We start from the raw sequence: 17323 nt of genomic DNA on the forward strand, positions 1-17323 counted from the left end.
GCTGGCCGGCTCCTGAAAACCTTCGGAGTACACCGCGATGAGCACCACCACCATCGACTTCACCTCGTTCCTCAAGCTGATGGCGCACCAGAAGGCGTCGGACCTGTTCATCACCGCGGGCATGCCGCCGGCGATCAAGGTCAACGGCAAGATCTCGCCGATCACCCAGACACCGTTGACGCCGCAGCAGAGCCGCGATCTGGTGCTGAACGTGATGACGCCGGCGCAGCGCGAAGAGTTCGAAAAGACGCACGAGTGCAATTTCGCCATCGGCCTGTCCGGTGTCGGCCGCTTCCGTGTGAGCTGCTTCTACCAGCGCAACCAGGTCGGCATGGTGCTGCGCCGTATCGAGACGCGCATTCCCACCGTGGAAGAGCTGAGCCTGCCGCCGATCATCAAGACGCTGGCGATGACCAAGCGCGGCATCATCCTGTTCGTCGGCGCGACCGGTACCGGCAAGTCCACCTCGCTGGCCGCGATGATCGGCTACCGCAACCACAACTCGACCGGCCATATCATCACCATCGAAGACCCGATCGAGTTCGTGCACAAGCACGAGGGCTGCATCATCACCCAGCGCGAAGTCGGCATCGATACCGATAGCTGGGAAGCGGCGCTGAAGAACACGCTGCGCCAGGCGCCGGACGTGATCATGATCGGCGAAGTGCGTACCCGTGAGGGCATGGACCACGCCATCGCGTTCGCCGAAACCGGTCACCTGGTGCTGTGTACGCTGCACGCCAACAACGCCAACCAGGCGATGGACCGCATCATCAACTTCTTCCCGGAAGATCGCCGCAACCAGCTGTTGATGGATCTGTCGCTGAACCTCAAGGGCGTGGTCGCCCAGCAGCTGATTCCCTCGCCGGACGGCAAGTCGCGCAAGGTCGCCATGGAGATCATGCTGGGCACGCCACTGGTGCAGGATTACATCCGCGATGGCGAGATCCACAAGCTCAAGGAGGTGATGAAGGACTCGGTGCAGCTGGGCATGCGGACCTTCGATCAGAGCCTGTTCGAGTTGTACCAGGCTGGCGAGATCAGCTACGAAGATGCGCTGCGTTACGCGGATTCGCAGAACGAGGTGCGCCTGCGCATCAAGCTCTCCCAAGGCGGCGATGCGCGCACGCTGTCGCAGGGGCTGGACGGGGTGGAGATTTCGGAAGTCCGCTGACACGGGGGACTACAACAGGCGGCGCGGCTTTGCGATAGTCGCGCCGTACCGGGCAACCGGAACGCAGGGGGCGCCGGCACCTCGCCGGTATCAACGTATCAGGTGATGGCATATGGACATGCACGACCCGTATCGGGCGCCGGCGACCGCGCCAATGGCTTCTCCCGTACTGCCAGAGGCGACCTTTGCCGCCACTGACGTCGCAACGTACTACTCGCCACCCGCGTTGAAGATCGCCGCGTTGTCGCTGACCACGCTGGGCGTCTATCCGGTGTACTGGTTCTGGCGAAACTGGCGGGCGATCAAGCAAGAAACCGGTGGGGACCAATGGCCGTGGGCGCGCGCCTTGTTCTCGCCGCTGTGGGCGTTTCTGTGCTTCGCCAATCTTCGCGATGCCACACGCCATCACCGCCGTCCGCTGGCGTTCGCACCGGGCCTGCTGGCAGTCGCCTACTTCCTGCTCAATTTCTCCAGCCGCCTTCCCAACGGCTTGTGGCTGTTCGCATTGTTCAGCTTCGTTCCGCTGCTGCCGGTCAACAGTCTGCTGCGTCGCTACCATCACGACGAGGGCATGGACATGCGTGTGTACGACCGCTTCGGCGTGTGGCACATCCTGGTGGTGATCTTTGGCGGATTCTTCCTGTTGCTCGCATTGATCGGCACCCTGCGCGGCGACGGCGTTTCCTGAGGGCTGGATAATGGTGGCAGTGCGCAACTACGTCCTGATCGACTACGAAAACGTGCAGCCGAAAACCCTGGCGGCGTTGGAAGGGCCAGACTTCCATGTGCTGGTGTTCGTGGGTGCGGCACAGGCGAAGATCAGTATCGATGTGGCTGCCGCACTTCAGGCGCTGGGAACGGGTACACGCTACATCCGCTGCAATGGCGGTGGTTCCAATGCGTTGGATTTCCACATTGCGTTCTATATCGGTGAGCTGGCGGCTGCGGCGCCTCATTGCGGTTTTCATATCATCTCCAGAGATACGGGCTTCGATCCGTTGGTCACGCATCTGCGCGCGCGAGGACTGAGAGTCTCCCGAGTAGCGTCCATCGAAGACCTGTCGCTGGTGGGCGATGTGCATACCGCCAGTGGTGACATACCATGCGCGCAGTCCGCATCGGTGTCGTCTACACATCCAGCAACACATCCCATGCTGGCGAAGCAAGCACCGGCCGTGAGTACTTCAAGAACCATACCCACGCCGAAGCCAAAGGCTGAGCCAAAGCCAAAGGCAGCCTCCGGTGAGTCCGCCAAGCGTATCGAGCGCATTGTTTTGCTCTTGGGGAAGCAGGGAGCGGCAAGACCCAGAACGTCGAAGACACTGGAAAACGCCATCAGTGCGATGTTCCAGAACACCCTGAAGGCGGGCGAGCGCACTGCCTTGATCCAGCAGCTGCAGCAGCGCAAATGGGTATCGATCAAGGACAAGAAAGTTACCTACGCGCTGCCGGGGTGATCCGATGCCCACCTCACCCATCGATTGATTAGCCACGCTCATCACCGACAGCACCCGGCGCTATCCAATTCCCCCTGCCGACAGGGCTATCGTGGCTATCCCCCATGAGGCCGGCTTACCGGCAGGAGCACCACATGCAGACACGTGAACTGGGCCGCAGCGGCCTGCGGGTTTCCGCCCTGGGCCTGGGCTGCATGGGGTTGAGCTATGGCTATGGCCCGGCCACCGACCGCACCGAGGCGATCGCCCTGCTGCGCGCCGCCGTCGAGCAGGGCGTGACCTTCTTCGATACGGCCGAAGCCTACGGACCCTTCTTCAACGAGGAACTGCTCGGCGAGGCCTTGGCACCGGTCCGCGACCAGCTGGTGATCGCCACCAAGTTCGGTTTCAAGAACGGCCATGCCGATGCGGGCCTCGATAGCCGCCCCGAGCGCATCCGTGCGGTGGCCGAGGCCAGCCTGTCGCGCCTGAAGACCGACCGCATCGATCTGTTCTACCAGCACCGTGTCGACCCGAACGTGCCGATCGAGGACGTGGCCGGCACGGTCAAGGACCTGATCGCCGAGGGCAAGGTGAAGCACTTCGGGTTGTCCGAAGCCGGTGTCGACATCCTCCGCCGCGCGCATGCTGTGCAGCCGGTGGCGGCGCTGCAGAGCGAGTATTCCCTGTGGTGGCGCGAGCCGGAACAGGCGGTGCTGCCGGTGCTGGAAGAACTGGGTATCGGCTTCGTGCCGTTCAGCCCGCTCGGCAAGGGCTTCCTGACCGGTGCGATCAACGTGGATACGCCGTTCGCGGCCGAAGACTTCCGCAACAGAGTGCCGCGGTTTGCGGCCGAAGCCCGCCAGGCCAATCAGGCGCTGGTGGATCGCATCAGCGCGATTGCCGCCGACAAGGGCGCGACGCCGGCCCAGATCGCCTTGGCGTGGCTGCTGGCGCGCAAGCCGTGGATCGTGCCGATTCCCGGTACGACCAAGCTGCACCGCCTGAAGGAAAATCTGGGCGCGGTGGCCGTGGTGTTGAGTGATGCGGACCTGCAGCAGATCGCTGCGGCGCTGGACAGCATCGCCATCGTCGGCGATCGCTACAACGCGGAGCGGCAGAAGCTGGTCGCGCGCTGAGCGGGGCAGGAGCGCACGACCAACGGTCGTGCGCTACCGGTTTGATTCACTCGCGAATGAACGCCAACAGATCCGCGTTGATCACATCGGCATGCGTCGTACACATGCCATGCGGAAAGCCTTTGTAAACCTTCAACGTACCGTGCTTGAGCAACTTGATCGCCAGCTCCGCCGAATCGGCGATCGGCACGATCTGGTCGTCATCGCCATGCAGGATCAGCACCGGTACGTCGATCTTTTTCAGGTCGTCGGTGAAGTCGGTTTCCGAGAAGGCCTTGATGCAGTCGTAATGCGCGTTGATCGCGCCCATCATGCCTTGCCGCCACCAGTTGTCGACGATGCCCTGCTGCGGCGGCGTGCCCTCGCGGTTGAAACCGTAGAAGGGAATCGGCACGTCGCGGTAGAACGCCGCCCGGCCCGCGACCAGTGCCTGGCGGAAGCCATCGAAGACCTCCTTCGGCGTGCCGCCCGGGTTGGCCTCGCTTTTGACCATGATCGGCGGCACCGCGCCGATCAGCACCGCCTTGGCCACGCGCCCGGGTTTGGCCTGCGCCACATAGTGCGCGACTTCGCCACCGCCGGTGGAATGGCCGATGTGGATCGCATCGCGCAGGTCCAGGTGATCGGTCAACGCGTTGACGTCGGCGGCGTAGGTGTCCATCTCATGCCCGCCGCTGGTCTGCGAGGAGCGACCATGGCCGCGGCGGTCGTGCGCGATCACGCGGTAGCCCTGCAGCAGGAAGAACTGCAGCTGGGTGTCCCAGTCATCGGCGCTGAGTGGCCAGCCGTGATGGAACACGAGGGGCTGACCCTTGCCCCAGTCTTTGTAGAAGATCTCGGTATTGTCGGCGGTGGTGACGTAGGGCATGGCACGGAACTCCTGAGGGAGGGAGGGGCACAGCGGGGGTACCTGTGCATGCTGCGTCTAGAGGGTGTTCAGCCGGGATGAAAAGCAGATGTCGGTTTGGCGTCCCGGGGCGACCAGACCGGGGGCCTGAATCAATCTCCCCAGCATCTGTCACGCCGATCGTGTCTAATACCGCTCCCCACGTCACACCCCCACCCTCATGTCCCTTGATTCCCATGGCCCGGCGCCGTGCGACGACGCTGACGGCCACCTGGTCACCGCAGGCCCGCTGACCCCGCCACCGGACAGTGCCGGCACCGTGGCCGACGAGAAGGCGCTGCGCCATTCGGTGGCCGAGGACGTGCAGGGCATGATCCTGGCGACCCTGGTCGCCTCGCTTGGCCTGGCGATCTTCGCCAAGGGCGGGTTGATGATCGGCGGCATGGCCGGGCTGGCCTTCCTGGCCCACTACACCTTCGGCTGGAACTTCGGCCTGGTCTTCGTCCTGGTCAACCTGCCGTTCTACTGGGTGGCCGTGCGCCGCATGGGCTGGGAATTCACCCTGAAGACGTTCGCGGCGGTCACCGCCTGCGGCGTGTTGACCGACCTGCTGCCGCGCTGGGCCGATTTCGCCCACATGAGCTCGCTGTACTCGGCCATCGTCGGCGGGGCGCTGGCCGGCCTGGGCATCCTGTTCTACATCCGCCACCGGGCCAGCCTGGGCGGCATCGGCATCCTGGCGGTGTACCTGCAGCGCACCCGCGGCTGGAGCGCCGGCAAGGTGCAGATGTCGTTCGACACGCTGCTGATGTGCGTGGCGTTCTCGGTGCTGTCCCCGTCCAAGGTGATGTACTCGGCGATCGGTGCGGTGGTGCTCAGCCTGGTGCTGATGTTCAACCACCGCCCGGGCCGTTACATGGGCGTCTGACGCCCGTTACTCACCCAGCGGCGGTACCGGCACGACGGTCACGCCGGCGACCCAGCGGCGGCTGCGCAGGTCCAGCGTGGCCGCCTGTTCGCCGGGGCCGCGGTACAGCCACAGCTGGCAGCACAGGGCATGGTCGCCGGCATAGCTGCTGCGCAGCGCGATGAGCGTGGCGCTGTAACACTGTTTCCCCGAGCGGATCACGGTGTCGGCGGCGGTATCGAAGGTGTAGCTGCCGGCGCCGCGCCACGGCCAGATTTCGGCCTCGCCCGGATCGGTGCCCGGTGGCACCGGGCAACGCGCCTGTTCGTCGCCGAAGTGCGCCACGCCGTCGCCATCGAGGGTCAGCGCGGCCAGCAGGCGGTCGATGTGCTTGAGCAGGCGCCGGTCGGCCGCGATTGCGGTGGCGTTCGCGTCCAGCGGTTCGCCGTCGACATGCATCACCGGATCGGCCAGCCGATGCTCGCGGCCATAGCGCACCTTCAACTGCACCGTCGGGCTGCGTTCGCGCGGGTCCGCCGACAACGGCCGGTTGAGCAGCAGGGTATCGCCGTAGTAGTCGCCATCGCGATAGGCGGTGTAGCTGACCCCGTCGATGCGCAGCCAGTACAGGCCCTGATCGCTGCCACGCCCGCTGAGGCCGTACTGGCCCTGCGCCCAGGGGCGCTGCGGGTCCAGGCTGTCCGGCACCACGAAGCCGTGCTGCGGATCCCGCCGCAGCATGTCCACCTGCGTGTACAGGCCGGTGCCGCCGCTGTAGGCGCTCTGCACCAGGTCACGCTGGCCGTCGCCATCCAGATCGAGCAGGGAGAGCGACAGCTCGCCCATCTCCACCGGCACGGTGTGCTGGGCATCGGTCTGGCGCAGGTAGCGGGTCACCGCGTCCCAGTCCGCCGGGGTGACGTTGGCCGGGCGCACCAGCGCGGGCAACGGCGCATCACTGTCGCCGGCCACCGGAATCTGCAGGTCGATGCCGGTCTCGTCGCGGTAGCGGGCCAGCACGGTATCGATCGGGGCCGGGTCGTCGGCCGGCACCGCAGCGATCTCCGCGCGCAGGCGTTCCAGCACGCCGTCCAGATCGCTGGCGGCCGCCAACGGGGGCAGACTCAGGGCAGCGAGCAGCGCAGCCCGTACTACGGGGTGCGTCACTTCTGGCGCCAGGCAGGCTTGAGGGTGTCGATACGCTCGAACACCGGGCAGTCCGGGCTGTGCGCGCCGGGCAGGTAGCCCAGGCTCATCAGGAACTCGCCGGTGATCTCCCCGCCGGTGAAGCGGAAGGTCTTCTTGAACAGCTTCACCCAGGCCGCCTTGTCCAGGGGATGGTGGGCATCCAGCCAGGCAACGAAGCTGCCGTGGCTGGCCCGCAGCTGCTGGATCACCTGGGCGTTGTGGACCGCCGCGTGCACCTTGAGCCGGTTGCGGATGATCCTCGCATCGTTGAGCAGGCGCTCGATGTCGCGCTCGCCATAGGCGGCCACCGTGTCCACGTCGAAACCGTCGTAGGCGGCGCGGAAGCCCTCACGCTTCTTCAGGATCGTTTCCCAGCTCAGGCCGGCCTGGTTGATCTCCAGGATCAGGCGCTCGAACAGTTCGCGCTCCTCACGCTGCGGGAAGCCGTACTCGTGGTCATGGTAATGGCCGTGGACCGGATGACCGGGGGCGATGAGGCAGTAACCGGACACGTGCAGCTCCTTGCGATGGCGGATCAGGCAGGCGTGCCGGGGCACGCACGCAGGGCTGCATTATGTCAGCGCGAAAGCGCACATCACGGCCAGCGGCTAGAATGGGGCCATGTCTGAACTGTCCACTTCGCTTGCCCACCATCTGCTGGTCGCGCTGCCGTCGCTGACCGACCCCACCTTTGCCCGTACCGTGGCGCTGATCTGCCAGCACGACGAGAACGGCGCGATGGGTGTGCTGGTGAACCAGCCCTCCGAGTACACCCTCGGCGAGGTGCTGGCCCAGATGGAGATCACGACCACCAGCGACACCCTGCGCAGTCAAGTGGTGCTCAACGGTGGCCCGGTGCACCCCGAGCGCGGCTTCGTGATCCATGACGATGCACGCGACTGGGATTCCAGCCTGGCCGTGGGCGAGGGCGTGTTCCTCACCACCTCGCGCGACATCCTCGAAGCGATGGCCCGTGGCGAAGGCCCGCGCAATGCGCTGGTCACCCTGGGCTGTGCCGGCTGGAGCGAAGGGCAACTGGAAACCGAACTGGCCGAGAACAGCTGGCTGGCCGTGCCGGCCGATGCCGAGCTGCTGTTCAGCACCCCGTTCGACGAGCGCTGGCAGGGCGCGGCCGCGCGCATCGGCGTGGACCTGTTCCGCCTGACCGATTACAGCGGCCATGTCTGAGCCGGCGACGCCAGCGCCTGCTGCGGCCACGCCGCCTTCCATCCGCCGCGACGGCACCGTGCTCGGTTTCGATGTCGGTTCGCGCCGCATCGGCGTGGCCATCGGCAGCTCGTTCGGCACGCATGCACGCGCGATCGCCGTGATCGATGTGCACGGCAATGGCCCGGACTGGGCGGCCGTCGAACGCCTGATCAAAGAGTGGCGCCCGGACGGCCTGGTGGTCGGCGATCCGCTGACCCTGGACGGCCAGGACCAGCCCAACCGCAAGCGTGCGCAGGGCTTTGCCCGCCAGCTGCGGGAACGCTTCAAACTGCCGGTGGTGCTGGTCGACGAGCGCTCCAGCTCGGTCGAAGCGGCACGCCGGTTCGCGGTCGAGCGCGCCGAAGGCCGCAAACGCCGCCGCGATGCCGCTGCACTCGATGCAGTGGCTGCGGCGGTGATCATCGAACGCTGGCTCTCCTCCCCGGATGACGCCACCCCCGTTTCCTGACCCTCAGACCCTGCCCATGACCGCCTCGCAACTCGATTCCGATGGACGCCTGCGCCACCTGCTGACCCTGGAAGGTCTGCCCCGCGAAACCCTGCTGCAACTGCTCGACCGCGCCGGCCAGATCCGCGATGCGGCCGTTGGCCGGGTCGGCAACAAGCGTCACGTGCTCGGCGGCTCGGCGGTCTGCACGCTGTTCTTCGAACCGTCCACGCGCACGCGCAGCTCGTTCCAGCTGGCCGCGCAGCGGCTGGGCGCGGATGTGCTGAACTTCGATGCGTCCACGTCCTCCACCCGCAAGGGCGAGACCGCCTGCGACACGCTGAAGAACCTGGAGGCGATGGGCGTGCGCGGCTTCGTGGTGCGGCATCCCGATGATGGCGCGGTGGCAGCGCTGGCCGCGGCGGCAGGCGAGGGCACCGCCCTGGTCAACGCCGGTGACGGCCGCAGCTCGCACCCGACCCAGGGCCTGCTGGACATGCTGACCCTGCGCCAGGCCAAGGGCAGCGACTTCTCGAAGATGAAGGTGATCATCGTCGGCGACGTGAAGCACTCGCGCGTGGCCCGCACCGACCTGCATGCCCTGCGCACGCTGGGTGTCGGCGAGATCCGCGTGTGCGGCCCGCAATCGCTGCTGCCGGACGACGACACCCTGAAGGGCTGCATCGTCGGCGACGACTTTGACGCCATGCTGGAAGGCGCCGATGCGCTGATGATGCTGCGCCTGCAGCGCGAGCGCATGGAAGAAGGTCTGGTGCCGTCGCTGGAGCAGTACCACGCGCAGTACGGTCTGGATGCCACGCGCCTCAAGCGTGCCGGCACCGATGCCGCGGTGCTGCACCCCGGCCCGATCAACCGCGGCGTGGAAGTCACCGACGAAGTGGCCGATGGCCCGCAGTCGTGGGTGTTGCGCCAGGTCGCCAACGGCGTCGCCGTGCGCATGGCGGTGCTGGAAACGTTGCTGGGGTAAGCGTAGTTCAACACGGTAGGCATCGACCGTTGGTCGATGCGTGCACTTGCTCGTACCCACCAACGGTGGGTACCTACCGCTGTCCCATCAACCAATCATCGCTTCTGCGCGAACATCCACGCCCACATCGCGTCGTCGGCGTACGTGGCGTCCCAGGCGTTGTGGTTCCCGTCGGGGTACTCGGTGTAACGCACGTCCTTCGCGCCGGTCTGCTGGAACGCGGCGTGCAGTTTGCGGTCGTCCTCCGGCGGCACCAGGTCGTCCAGCGCGCCATGGAACATCCAGATCGGGACGTTGCGCAGGCGCTGGGCAATGGCGGCGTACGGGTCGCTCTGGCCGGCCACGGCCTCCACCTGCAGGTCCGGGCGACTCTGGTGCGGGGACAGCACCGCGCCGCACACCGGCACGATGGCGGCGAAACGGGTCGGTTCGGCCAGCGCGATGTTCCAGCTGCCATAGCCGCCCATCGACATCCCGGTCAGGTACTGGCGCTGCGGATCGGCCCCGAACTCGGCGATGGCGGCATCCAGTGCGGCCAGTGCGATGCGGTTGTTCTCGCCCGACCATTCCTGGTCATCCGGGGTCTGCGGCAACACGACCAACGCGGGGAAGGTGGAGGCGTGCTGGCGCAGGTACGGGCCCAGCCCGGCCTGGGTCTGGCGGCGGCCGTCGCGGCCACGCTCACCGGAGCCATGCAGGAACAGAACGACCGGCAATTCGCCGCGGGAGGCGGCGGCATTGCGCGGTACGAACACCTGGTAATACGCGTTGTGGCCATCCACCTTGACCGCACGGCCGACGAACTGGCCACCGGAGGCCGCCGGGGTGCTCGCGCAGCCAGCCACCGTCATCATCGCCACCGCCCACAGCAGCCATCCACCCCAGCGTCGTGCCATTGTCGTGCCCTGATTGAAATCGTTTTCAGTCTAGGCTCGGTGGCGCGCCGGAGCATCTTGCAGTGCATCAGTGCGGTCGTGGGGCCGCGGCGAGGATGTCCAGCTGTTCGATCGCCTCGGGATGGCCCTCGGCAGCGGCCGCCTGCACCTGCGCCAGGCTGGGGTGGACCACCAGCAGGATCGGGTTCTCGCACTGGGGGCAGTCGAACTGGGCTTCGTCTTCGTGCAGTTCCATCGGCATCTGCCGCGCGCTGCCCTGCCATTCGCAGGCGGCGCAGGTATAGGTCGCGTCGCGCCAGCCGGGGACGAAGTAGTTGTCGAGGGTCACGGCCATGCGGGGTCCAGGGTCAGTGCAGCAGGATCAGGGAGGCCAGGCCAAGGAAGCTGAAGAAGCCCATGACGTCGGTGACGGCGGTGACCACCACCGTACCGGCCACGGCCGGATCGACGTTCATGCGCTTGAGCAGCAGCGGCAGCAGGACGCCGGCCAGGGCAGCGGCGCAGAAGTTGATGATCAGCGCCATGGTGATCACCAGCGAGAGCAGGAAACTGTGGAACCAGAGGTAGGCGATGATGCCCACTACGGTGCCGATCAGGGTGCCGTTGATCAGCGCGACCCGCGATTCCTTCCACAGCAGGATGCGCGCGTTGCTCTGGCCGACCTGGCCCAGCGCGATGCCGCGCACCATCAGGGTCAGTACCTGCACGGCCGCATTGCCGCCGACGCCGGCCACGATGGGCATCAGCACGGCCAGGGCGACCACTTTCTGCAGGGTCAGCTCGAACTGGCCGATCACGCTGGCCGCCAGGAACGCGGTGCACAGGTTGATGCCCAGCCAGACCACGCGGCCACGCACGGCGCGCTTGATCGGCGAGAACAGATCTTCTTCTTCGTCCAGACCGGCGGCGCCCAGCGCCTGGTGCTCGGCCTGCGACCGGATGATGTCGACCACGTCATCGATGGTGATGCGGCCGAGCAGGATGTTGTTGTCGTCCACCACCGGGGCGGAGACCCAGTCATGATCGGAGAACTGGCGCGCAACTTCATCGGCGCTCTCGCCGACATCGATCGCCGGCTGCTCATCGTCGATCAGGCGGTTGATCGGGGTGTTGTCCTCGTGCGTCACCAATGCGGCCAGCGAGAGGCGACCCAGGTACTGATGGCGGCGGCTGACCACGAACAGGTGATCGGTGTGGTCGGGCAGTTCGCCGCGCAGGCGCAGGTAACGCAGCACTACATCGACGTTGACGTCGGCGCGCACGGTCACCACGTCCGGGTTCATCAGGCGGCCGGCGCTGTCCTCGGGATACGACAGCACCTGCTCGAGCCGCTCGCGGTTCTCGCGGTCCATCGACTTGAGCACTTCATCGATGACCGTGTCCGGCAGGTCTTCGACCAGATCGGCAAGGTCATCGATGTCCAGGTCTTCGACCGCGGCGATGATCTCGTCCGGGTCCATGTCGGCCAGCAGGCTTTCGCGCACTTCCTCGCCGACGTGGACCAGCACCTCGCCGTCGTCTTCCGGATCGACCAGGCCCCAGACAATCTCGCGCTTGCCCGGCGGCAGCGATTCGAGCAGGTTGCCGATTTCCGCCGGCGCCAGGGTATTGACCAATCGACGGACCGGACCCAACCGCCCGCTGTCCAGTGCATCGGACAACAGCCGCAGCTGGCGCGCCGTCTTGTCGTGGCGTACGGCTTCGGCCATGCGCAGCTCCTGCGGGAAAAGAAAAAGGCCGCTATCCGGTAGAGGATGCGGCATCGGCGGTGGTCACCGCGTCATTATCGCGCGCTTGTGTGTCAATCGGGTAGCGCGCGACCGTTGGTCGTGCCGCGCATGCGACGTCGCGCAGTCAGGCGCATATCGACCAACGGTCGATACCTACCGGTGGAGTCCGGCCTTCTCGATCCAGCGTTCGATACCGCGGCGGTCGCGTGCCTGCAGCAGTTTGGGTGCCATCGCCTGCAGCACGGACAGGTCGCTGTCGCGCACCGCGCGGCGCACTTCCAGCAGGGTGCCCGGGTGCAGGCTGAATTCCGTCAGCCCCAGCGCCAGCAGCAGACGCGTCATCAGCGGGTCGCCGGCGATCTCGCCGCAGACCGCCACCGGAATGTTGTACGCCTGGCCGGTGCGCAGGATGTGCGCCAGCAGGCGCACCACCGCCGGGTGCAGCGGCGAGTACAGCTCGCCGACCGCCTCGTTGTTGCGGTCGGCGGCCAGCAGGTACTGGACCAGATCGTTGGTGCCGATCGAGAGGAAGTCGACCAGATCGATGAAGCTCTCCAGCGCGATCGCCGCGGCCGGCACTTCGATCATCGCGCCGAACGGGATGTGCTCGGCCACCTCGTGGCCTTCCGCGCGCAGCAGCGCGGCCTGCTTGGCCAGGCGCCGGCGCACGGCGAGGATTTCCTCGCGGGTGCTGACCATCGGAATCAGGATGCGCAGCTTGCCGTAGGCCGAGGCGCGCAGGATCGCGCGCAGCTGGGTGTCGGCCACTTTCGGCCGCGCCAGGGACAGGCGCACGCCACGCAGGCCCAGCGCCGGGTTTTCTTCGTTGCTCAGGGTCAGCCCGGTGCGGTCGGCCTTGTCCGCGCCCAGATCCAGGGTGCGGATGGTGACCGGCCGCCCGCTCATGCCGAGGGCGGCATCGCGGTAGGTCTCGAACTGCTCCTGCTCGTCCGGCAGCTCGTTGCGCTGCAGGAACAGGAACTCGGTGCGGTACAGGCCCAGCCCGTGTGCACCCAGCGCGTGCGCCTGGGTGACGTCCTCGCTGGACTCGGCATTGGCGAGCAGGGCGATGTCGACGTTGTCGCGGGTGCGGCTGGGTTTGGTGCGCAGGCGGCCGAGCTCACGCTGTTCGCGCGCGTGCTCGCGCAGCCGGACGCGGTAATCGCGCAGATCCGGCGCCTGGGGGTTGATGGTGACCGTGCCGTCGCTGCCATCCATGATCAGCACGTCGCCATCGGCGACCTTCTGCAGCACGTTGGGTATGTTGACGATCAGCGGCAGGTGCAGGCTGCGCGCCAGGATCGCGCTGTGCGACAGCGCGCTGCCCCCGGCGGTGACGATGCCGACCACGCCATGGGCCTGCAGCTGGGCCAGCTCGGACGGGGCGATGTTGTCGCAGACCAGGATCTCGCCGGCCATGCCTTTGACGTCCGGCGGGCGCTTCTGCAGGAACGCATGGATGCGCCCGATCACATGGTCCAGATCGTCCATGCGGCTCTTCAGGTAGGCATCGTCCATGCCATCGAAGACCTTGGCCAAGCGATCGCGCTGCACGCGCAGCGCATAGCCGGCACTGTAGGGACCACTGCGGATCAGTTCGTCCAGGCCAAACAGCAGTTCAGGGTCATCCAGCAGCAGGGCATGCAGGTCGAGGAATTCGCCGACCTCTTTGTTCAAGGCGCCGTGCAGGCGCTGGCGCAGGTCGTGCATTTCGCCGCGGGCCGCTTCCACGGCCACGTGCAGGCGCTCCAGCTCGGCCTCGATCTTGGCCGGCGCAATGCGCTGCTCGGCCACTTCCAGGGCATGGGGCAGGCGCACCCGCGCGCGGCCCAAGGCATTGCCGCGGGAGGCTCCGTGGCCGGACAACAGCATCGCCCCGGACGTGGTCCGGGCCGGTGCGGAGGATCCCGGTCGCGGCTGCCCCCCCATGCTCAGTTGTCCTCGTCGAAACGCCGTTCGAAGAGGGCGACCACCGCGTCCATCGCGGCGGCTTCGTCTTCGCCGTCGATGCGCACGGTGACCGGGGTGCCCTGGCCGGCGGCCAGCAGCATGACGCCCATGATGCTCTTGGCATTGATCTCACGGCCTTTGGCGGCCATGGTCACATTGCAGCGGAACGGCGCCAGCTCCTGCACCAGCTTGGCAGTGGCGCGGGCATGCAGGCCCAGGCGGTTGGAAACAGTGAGTTCACGTTCAAGCATCGTCGACAATCGCTCCATTGCGAGTGCCTGCCGCGGCTGTGGCAGGCAGTTGATCCAGTCCCTGTTCCGGATAATTCATCACCCGCATCAACATCGGCAGGCTCAGCGCCGAAACCCGGCGTGCCGGGGTGCCCAGACGAGCCAGTTGCCCGGCCAGATTGCTGGGGCTGGCGCCGTACAGGTCGGTCAGGATCAGCACGCCCTGGCCACTGTCCACCCGGCGCAAGGCGGCCGAGGCGAGCGGGAGCAGGACGTCCATATCTGCGTCGAACGGTACTTCGAAAGCTTCGGTCTTCAGCGGCAGGTGCCGCAGTAGACGGGTCGCCACGTCCAGCAGGGCCGTGCCGACACCGGGATGAGTTACGAGGAGAATGCCACAGGTCATTCCCGAACGTTAACAGGTCAACATGAATTGGCGATAGCACGCGTGAAAGACTGCTGTGTTCCGCGGTTCAGCGTGTCGATGCCGGCCGTCGCCGGCACTGCCGCTTTCAGTCCAGTTCGCGGTGGAAGGTCGCCACTTCCGGCCAGCCCTGGTCGCGTGCATGGCGGGCTATGCGCTCGGCCATGTACACCGAGCGATGCTTGCCGCCGGTGCAGCCGAAGGCGACGGTCACATAGCTGCGGGTGTCATTGCCCAGGCGCGGCAGCCAGGTATCGAGGAAATCGACCAGCTGGGCGGCATAGCGCTGCACATCGGGCTGTTCGTCCAGGTGCTCGCGGACGCCGGCATCGCGGCCGGACAGCGGGCGCAGTTCCGGGTCCCAATGCGGATTGGGCAGCACGCGCACATCGAACACGAAGTCGGCTTCGGCCGGCACGCCACGCTTGTAGGCGAACGATTCGAACAGCAGTGACAGCTTGTTGCCGTGGGCCAGCGCGAACTCGGTCACCACCTTGCGGCGCAGCTGGTGCACGTTGAGGTGGCTGGTGTCGATCACCGCATCCGCGGCGGCGCGCAGCGGGGCGGTGAGTTCGCGCTCGCGGGCGATCGCTTCGGGCAGCGACAGCCCGAGCTGGCTCAGCGGATGGCGGCGACGGGTGTCGGCGTAGCGCTTGAGCAGGGTTTCATCGGTGGCATCGAAGAACAGCAGCTGCGCATCCAGGCCGGCGGCCTTGGCGTCTTCGCGCCAGTGCGAGAGCTGGGTCAGGTCACTCTGCGCGCGCACGTCGATGCCGACGGCCAGGCGGCGCGGTGCCTCGCGGCCGGGATCGCCGAGCAGGCTGCGCACGAAATCCGGCAGCAGGTCGATCGGCAGGTTGTCCGAGCAGTAGTAGTCGAGGTCTTCGAAGGTCTTCAGCGCGACCGTCTTGCCGGAACCGGACAGGCCACTGACGATGATCAGGGTGGCGGCGGTCGGGGCGGAGGCGGGGGCGGGAATGGTCATGGCGTGCGGCGTTCCAACATGTTGCTGTGGCGGGCGATGAACATCGCGGCCGGGTCGATGCCCTTGGTCCGCAGGATGTGCAGGCGCGTGGCGGCCTCGGTCAGCACCGACAGGTTGCGGCCGGGCATGACGGGCAGGGTGATCAGCGGCACATCCAGGTCCAGCACGTGGCGGGTACCCGAGTCGCCGGTCAGGCGTTCATAGCCATAGGGGGTGGGCTCGGTCATCGGCTTGGTCAGGTGGACGATCAGCCGAAGGTACTTGTTCTTCTTTACCGCTGTGTCACCGAACATCTCGCGCACATTGAGCACGCCCAGACCGCGCACTTCCAGCAGGTCCTGCAGCAGCTCCGGGCAGGTGCCGTCGAGCACATCCGGGGCGATCTGGGTGAATTCGGGGGCATCGTCGGCCACCAGGCGATGGCCACGGCTGAGCAGCTCCAGCGCCAGCTCGCTCTTGCCCGAGCCAGCTTCACCGGTGATCAGCACCCCGATGGAGTAGATCTCCATGAACACGCCATGCAGGATCACCCGCGGCGCCAGCGTGCGCGCCAAATGGTAGGACAGGTGGTTGAGCAGCTCGTGACCACGCTTGGGCGAGATCCACAGCGGCGTCTGCGATTCGTCCGCAGCCGCACGCAGGTCTTCCGGGCAGGACTGGTTGCGGGTGATCACCAGCGCCAGCGGATGGGACTGCATGATCCGCTCGATCGTTTCCCAGCGCTGGCGCGAATCCAGCGAATCCAGCCAGGCCAGCTCCTCGGTGCCCAGGATCTGCACCTTGTTGGGGTAGATCGCATTGAGGTAACCGGCCAGCGAGGGGCGGCGCGAGACCTTGTTGCCGGCCTCCAGCTCACGGCGTTCGCCCTGCTGGCCGGCGACCCAGCGCAGGCTCAGGCGGTCGCGCTGCTGTTCGAACAGTTCGCGCGCGGTGATGCTGGTATTCATGCGGCACTCGCCGGCGGGGGGAATTCGATGACCCGACGCAGTTCGTCGCCGTCGCGCGCTTCGCGCAGCGCCTGGCGGATGGCCGGCTCGGAGAACAGCTCGGCCAGCTCGGACAGCAGCATCAGGTGTTGATGGGTGTAGTGCGCGGGCACGGCAATCGCGAAGACCAGGTCGACCGGTTCATCGCCGCCGAATTCCACCGGCGATTCCAGCCGCAGCAGGGCGCCGCGGGGGCGCTCGAGCAGGGGGGCACGGCCGTGCGGGATGGCGATGCCGTGGCCGATCGCGGTGCTGCCCAGCGTCTCGCGCTGGCACAGGTTCTGGTACAGCAGCTCGGCGTTGGCTTCGCGGCAGGCCAGCAGGCGGGCTGCGGCCTTCAGCACGCTGTCGCGATCGGCGGCCGGCAGCACTTGCGTGCGGACGGCCGCCAGAAGATCAGTCAGAGGCATGTCGGGGTGGAAACGAGGGCATCAGCCCTCATTGTCGCCCACCGGCAGCGGTTGCGGTGCGTGCTGCTGCTTTTTCTCTTTGTGCTTGATGACCAGGCGGTCGAGCTTGTCGGCCAGGATGTCGATTGCCGCATACATGGTGGGGCCGCTGGCGTCCGCGTGCAGAGTCTGCCCGGGAACATTCACACTCGCATCGGCATGGTGCTCCGGCTTGCGGATCGACAGTTGCACGCGAACCTCGCAGTGCTGGTCGAAATGCTTCCCCAGCCGTTCCAGCTTGGTCTCCACGTACTCATTCAGAGCCGGGGTGATCTCAAGGTGGTCCTTGCCAAACGTCTCGATGTGCATCGGGTTTCTCCTTTGTTCGGATGTGCCA

Annotated in this window: 21 protein-coding genes; 8 read left to right on the forward strand and 13 right to left on the reverse strand. The window is 66.5% G+C overall.

Annotated features, from left to right (window positions below):
- The first annotated feature begins 37 nt into the window (after positions 1-37).
- The 4 genes from ABE464_RS14735 to ABE464_RS14750 all read left to right on the forward strand — a co-directional run bounded on the left by ABE464_RS14735 (position 38) and on the right by ABE464_RS14750 (position 3749).
- Positions 38-1174 carry a PilT/PilU family type 4a pilus ATPase gene (locus tag ABE464_RS14735; RefSeq protein ID WP_121043108.1) on the forward strand — a complete coding sequence of 379 codons (1137 nt, stop codon included), beginning with the start codon at positions 38-40 and terminating at the stop codon, positions 1172-1174.
- A gap of 154 nt (positions 1175-1328) precedes the next feature.
- Complete coding sequence (locus ABE464_RS14740) at positions 1329-1862, forward strand: hypothetical protein (protein WP_346472578.1); 534 nt, start codon at positions 1329-1331, stop codon at positions 1860-1862.
- Positions 1863-1881: 19 nt separating this feature from the next.
- A complete protein-coding gene (locus ABE464_RS14745) occupies positions 1882-2631 on the forward strand; it encodes a PIN domain-containing protein (RefSeq protein WP_346472579.1) in 750 nt (249 codons plus the stop codon).
- A gap of 134 nt (positions 2632-2765) precedes the next feature.
- The gene (locus ABE464_RS14750) at positions 2766-3749 is read left to right on the forward strand and encodes an aldo/keto reductase (protein ID WP_346472580.1); all 984 of its coding nucleotides are present in this window, start codon (positions 2766-2768) and stop codon (positions 3747-3749) included.
- A 46-nt stretch (positions 3750-3795) separates the two neighbouring features.
- Here ABE464_RS14750 and ABE464_RS14755 read toward each other — a convergent pair whose 3' ends face one another.
- The gene (locus tag ABE464_RS14755; protein WP_346472581.1) at positions 3796-4617 is read right to left on the reverse strand and encodes an alpha/beta hydrolase; all 822 of its coding nucleotides are present in this window, start codon (positions 4615-4617) and stop codon (positions 3796-3798) included.
- 199 nt (positions 4618-4816) lie between these two features.
- Between ABE464_RS14755 and ABE464_RS14760 the strand changes: the two genes are divergently transcribed.
- Positions 4817-5524, forward strand: a complete 708-nt coding sequence (locus ABE464_RS14760; protein ID WP_346472582.1) for a YitT family protein — start codon at positions 4817-4819, stop codon at positions 5522-5524.
- Between the two features lie 6 nt (positions 5525-5530).
- Here ABE464_RS14760 and ABE464_RS14765 read toward each other — a convergent pair whose 3' ends face one another.
- Together ABE464_RS14765 and ABE464_RS14770 are read right to left on the reverse strand one after the other, a co-directional pair.
- The gene (locus ABE464_RS14765; RefSeq protein WP_346472583.1) at positions 5531-6670 is read right to left on the reverse strand and encodes a hypothetical protein; all 1140 of its coding nucleotides are present in this window, start codon (positions 6668-6670) and stop codon (positions 5531-5533) included.
- Complete coding sequence (locus ABE464_RS14770; RefSeq protein ID WP_346472584.1) at positions 6667-7203, reverse strand: DNA-3-methyladenine glycosylase I; 537 nt, start codon at positions 7201-7203, stop codon at positions 6667-6669. The genes ABE464_RS14765 and ABE464_RS14770 overlap by 4 nt, the downstream gene beginning before the upstream one ends.
- A gap of 109 nt (positions 7204-7312) precedes the next feature.
- Between ABE464_RS14770 and ABE464_RS14775 the strand changes: the two genes are divergently transcribed.
- From ABE464_RS14775 to ABE464_RS14785, 3 genes are read left to right on the forward strand one after another with little or no spacing between them, the layout of a single operon-like run.
- A complete protein-coding gene (locus ABE464_RS14775; protein WP_346472585.1) occupies positions 7313-7879 on the forward strand; it encodes a YqgE/AlgH family protein in 567 nt (188 codons plus the stop codon).
- Positions 7872-8369: a Holliday junction resolvase RuvX gene (ruvX, locus tag ABE464_RS14780; protein ID WP_346472586.1), complete on the forward strand. Its 498-nt coding sequence runs from the start codon at positions 7872-7874 to the stop codon at positions 8367-8369. Before ABE464_RS14775 ends, ruvX begins: the two co-directional genes overlap by 8 nt.
- Positions 8370-8385: 16 nt before the next feature.
- Complete coding sequence (locus tag ABE464_RS14785) at positions 8386-9336, forward strand: aspartate carbamoyltransferase catalytic subunit (RefSeq protein WP_019185395.1); 951 nt, start codon at positions 8386-8388, stop codon at positions 9334-9336.
- Positions 9337-9431: 95 nt separating this feature from the next.
- Here ABE464_RS14785 and ABE464_RS14790 read toward each other — a convergent pair whose 3' ends face one another.
- The 10 genes from ABE464_RS14790 to raiA all read right to left on the reverse strand — a co-directional run bounded on the left by ABE464_RS14790 (position 9432) and on the right by raiA (position 17295).
- Positions 9432-10232: a prolyl oligopeptidase family serine peptidase gene (locus tag ABE464_RS14790; RefSeq protein ID WP_346472587.1), complete on the reverse strand. Its 801-nt coding sequence runs from the start codon at positions 10230-10232 to the stop codon at positions 9432-9434.
- A gap of 67 nt (positions 10233-10299) precedes the next feature.
- Positions 10300-10566, reverse strand: a complete 267-nt coding sequence (locus ABE464_RS14795) for a hypothetical protein (protein WP_346472588.1) — start codon at positions 10564-10566, stop codon at positions 10300-10302.
- Between the two features lie 13 nt (positions 10567-10579).
- Positions 10580-11941 carry a magnesium transporter gene (mgtE, locus tag ABE464_RS14800; protein WP_088432828.1) on the reverse strand — a complete coding sequence of 454 codons (1362 nt, stop codon included), beginning with the start codon at positions 11939-11941 and terminating at the stop codon, positions 10580-10582.
- 174 nt (positions 11942-12115) lie between these two features.
- Positions 12116-13834: a phosphoenolpyruvate--protein phosphotransferase gene (gene ptsP, locus ABE464_RS14805; RefSeq protein WP_346472589.1), complete on the reverse strand. Its 1719-nt coding sequence runs from the start codon at positions 13832-13834 to the stop codon at positions 12116-12118.
- Positions 13835-13893: 59 nt separating this feature from the next.
- Positions 13894-14163, reverse strand: coding sequence for an HPr family phosphocarrier protein (locus tag ABE464_RS14810; protein WP_019185400.1), 270 nt, complete (start codon positions 14161-14163; stop codon positions 13894-13896).
- A complete protein-coding gene (locus ABE464_RS14815) occupies positions 14156-14548 on the reverse strand; it encodes a PTS sugar transporter subunit IIA (RefSeq protein WP_019185401.1) in 393 nt (130 codons plus the stop codon). Before ABE464_RS14815 ends, ABE464_RS14810 begins: the two co-directional genes overlap by 8 nt.
- A 106-nt stretch (positions 14549-14654) precedes the next feature.
- The gene (rapZ, locus tag ABE464_RS14820; RefSeq protein WP_346472590.1) at positions 14655-15551 is read right to left on the reverse strand and encodes an RNase adapter RapZ; all 897 of its coding nucleotides are present in this window, start codon (positions 15549-15551) and stop codon (positions 14655-14657) included.
- Positions 15548-16498, reverse strand: a complete 951-nt coding sequence (gene hprK, locus ABE464_RS14825; RefSeq protein WP_346472591.1) for an HPr(Ser) kinase/phosphatase — start codon at positions 16496-16498, stop codon at positions 15548-15550. Before hprK ends, rapZ begins: the two co-directional genes overlap by 4 nt.
- Positions 16495-16947: a PTS sugar transporter subunit IIA gene (locus ABE464_RS14830; RefSeq protein ID WP_121043141.1), complete on the reverse strand. Its 453-nt coding sequence runs from the start codon at positions 16945-16947 to the stop codon at positions 16495-16497. The genes hprK and ABE464_RS14830 overlap by 4 nt, the downstream gene beginning before the upstream one ends.
- A 21-nt stretch (positions 16948-16968) precedes the next feature.
- Positions 16969-17295: a ribosome-associated translation inhibitor RaiA gene (raiA, locus tag ABE464_RS14835; RefSeq protein ID WP_259261257.1), complete on the reverse strand. Its 327-nt coding sequence runs from the start codon at positions 17293-17295 to the stop codon at positions 16969-16971.
- Positions 17296-17323 lie beyond the last annotated feature (28 nt).

Source organism: Stenotrophomonas sp. TWI587 (assembly GCF_039674145.1).
In the GTDB taxonomy this organism is placed as follows: domain Bacteria; phylum Pseudomonadota; class Gammaproteobacteria; order Xanthomonadales; family Xanthomonadaceae; genus Stenotrophomonas; species Stenotrophomonas maltophilia_AY.

Excerpts from the sequence above, each read along its gene's own strand:
- ABE464_RS14735 (WP_121043108.1), top strand. The coding sequence starts at position 38 with ATGAGCACCACCACCATCGACTTCACCTCGTTCCTCAAGCTGATGGCG.
- ABE464_RS14740 (WP_346472578.1), top strand. The coding sequence starts at position 1,329 with ATGGCTTCTCCCGTACTGCCAGAGGCGACCTTTGCCGCCACTGACGTC.
- ABE464_RS14750 (WP_346472580.1), top strand. The coding sequence starts at position 2,766 with ATGCAGACACGTGAACTGGGCCGCAGCGGCCTGCGGGTTTCCGCCCTG.
- ABE464_RS14755 (WP_346472581.1), bottom strand. The coding sequence starts at position 4,617 with ATGCCCTACGTCACCACCGCCGACAATACCGAGATCTTCTACAAAGAC.
- ABE464_RS14760 (WP_346472582.1), top strand. The coding sequence starts at position 4,817 with ATGTCCCTTGATTCCCATGGCCCGGCGCCGTGCGACGACGCTGACGGC.
- ABE464_RS14775 (WP_346472585.1), top strand. The coding sequence starts at position 7,313 with ATGTCTGAACTGTCCACTTCGCTTGCCCACCATCTGCTGGTCGCGCTG.
- ruvX (WP_346472586.1), top strand. The coding sequence starts at position 7,872 with ATGTCTGAGCCGGCGACGCCAGCGCCTGCTGCGGCCACGCCGCCTTCC.
- ABE464_RS14785 (WP_019185395.1), top strand. The coding sequence starts at position 8,386 with ATGACCGCCTCGCAACTCGATTCCGATGGACGCCTGCGCCACCTGCTG.
- ABE464_RS14790 (WP_346472587.1), bottom strand. The coding sequence starts at position 10,232 with ATGGCACGACGCTGGGGTGGATGGCTGCTGTGGGCGGTGGCGATGATG.
- ABE464_RS14795 (WP_346472588.1), bottom strand. The coding sequence starts at position 10,566 with ATGGCCGTGACCCTCGACAACTACTTCGTCCCCGGCTGGCGCGACGCG.
- mgtE (WP_088432828.1), bottom strand. The coding sequence starts at position 11,941 with ATGGCCGAAGCCGTACGCCACGACAAGACGGCGCGCCAGCTGCGGCTG.
- ptsP (WP_346472589.1), bottom strand. The coding sequence starts at position 13,834 with ATGCTGTTGTCCGGCCACGGAGCCTCCCGCGGCAATGCCTTGGGCCGC.
- ABE464_RS14810 (WP_019185400.1), bottom strand. The coding sequence starts at position 14,163 with ATGCTTGAACGTGAACTCACTGTTTCCAACCGCCTGGGCCTGCATGCC.
- ABE464_RS14815 (WP_019185401.1), bottom strand. The coding sequence starts at position 14,548 with ATGACCTGTGGCATTCTCCTCGTAACTCATCCCGGTGTCGGCACGGCC.
- rapZ (WP_346472590.1), bottom strand. The coding sequence starts at position 15,551 with ATGACCATTCCCGCCCCCGCCTCCGCCCCGACCGCCGCCACCCTGATC.
- hprK (WP_346472591.1), bottom strand. The coding sequence starts at position 16,498 with ATGAATACCAGCATCACCGCGCGCGAACTGTTCGAACAGCAGCGCGAC.
- ABE464_RS14830 (WP_121043141.1), bottom strand. The coding sequence starts at position 16,947 with ATGCCTCTGACTGATCTTCTGGCGGCCGTCCGCACGCAAGTGCTGCCG.
- raiA (WP_259261257.1), bottom strand. The coding sequence starts at position 17,295 with ATGCACATCGAGACGTTTGGCAAGGACCACCTTGAGATCACCCCGGCT.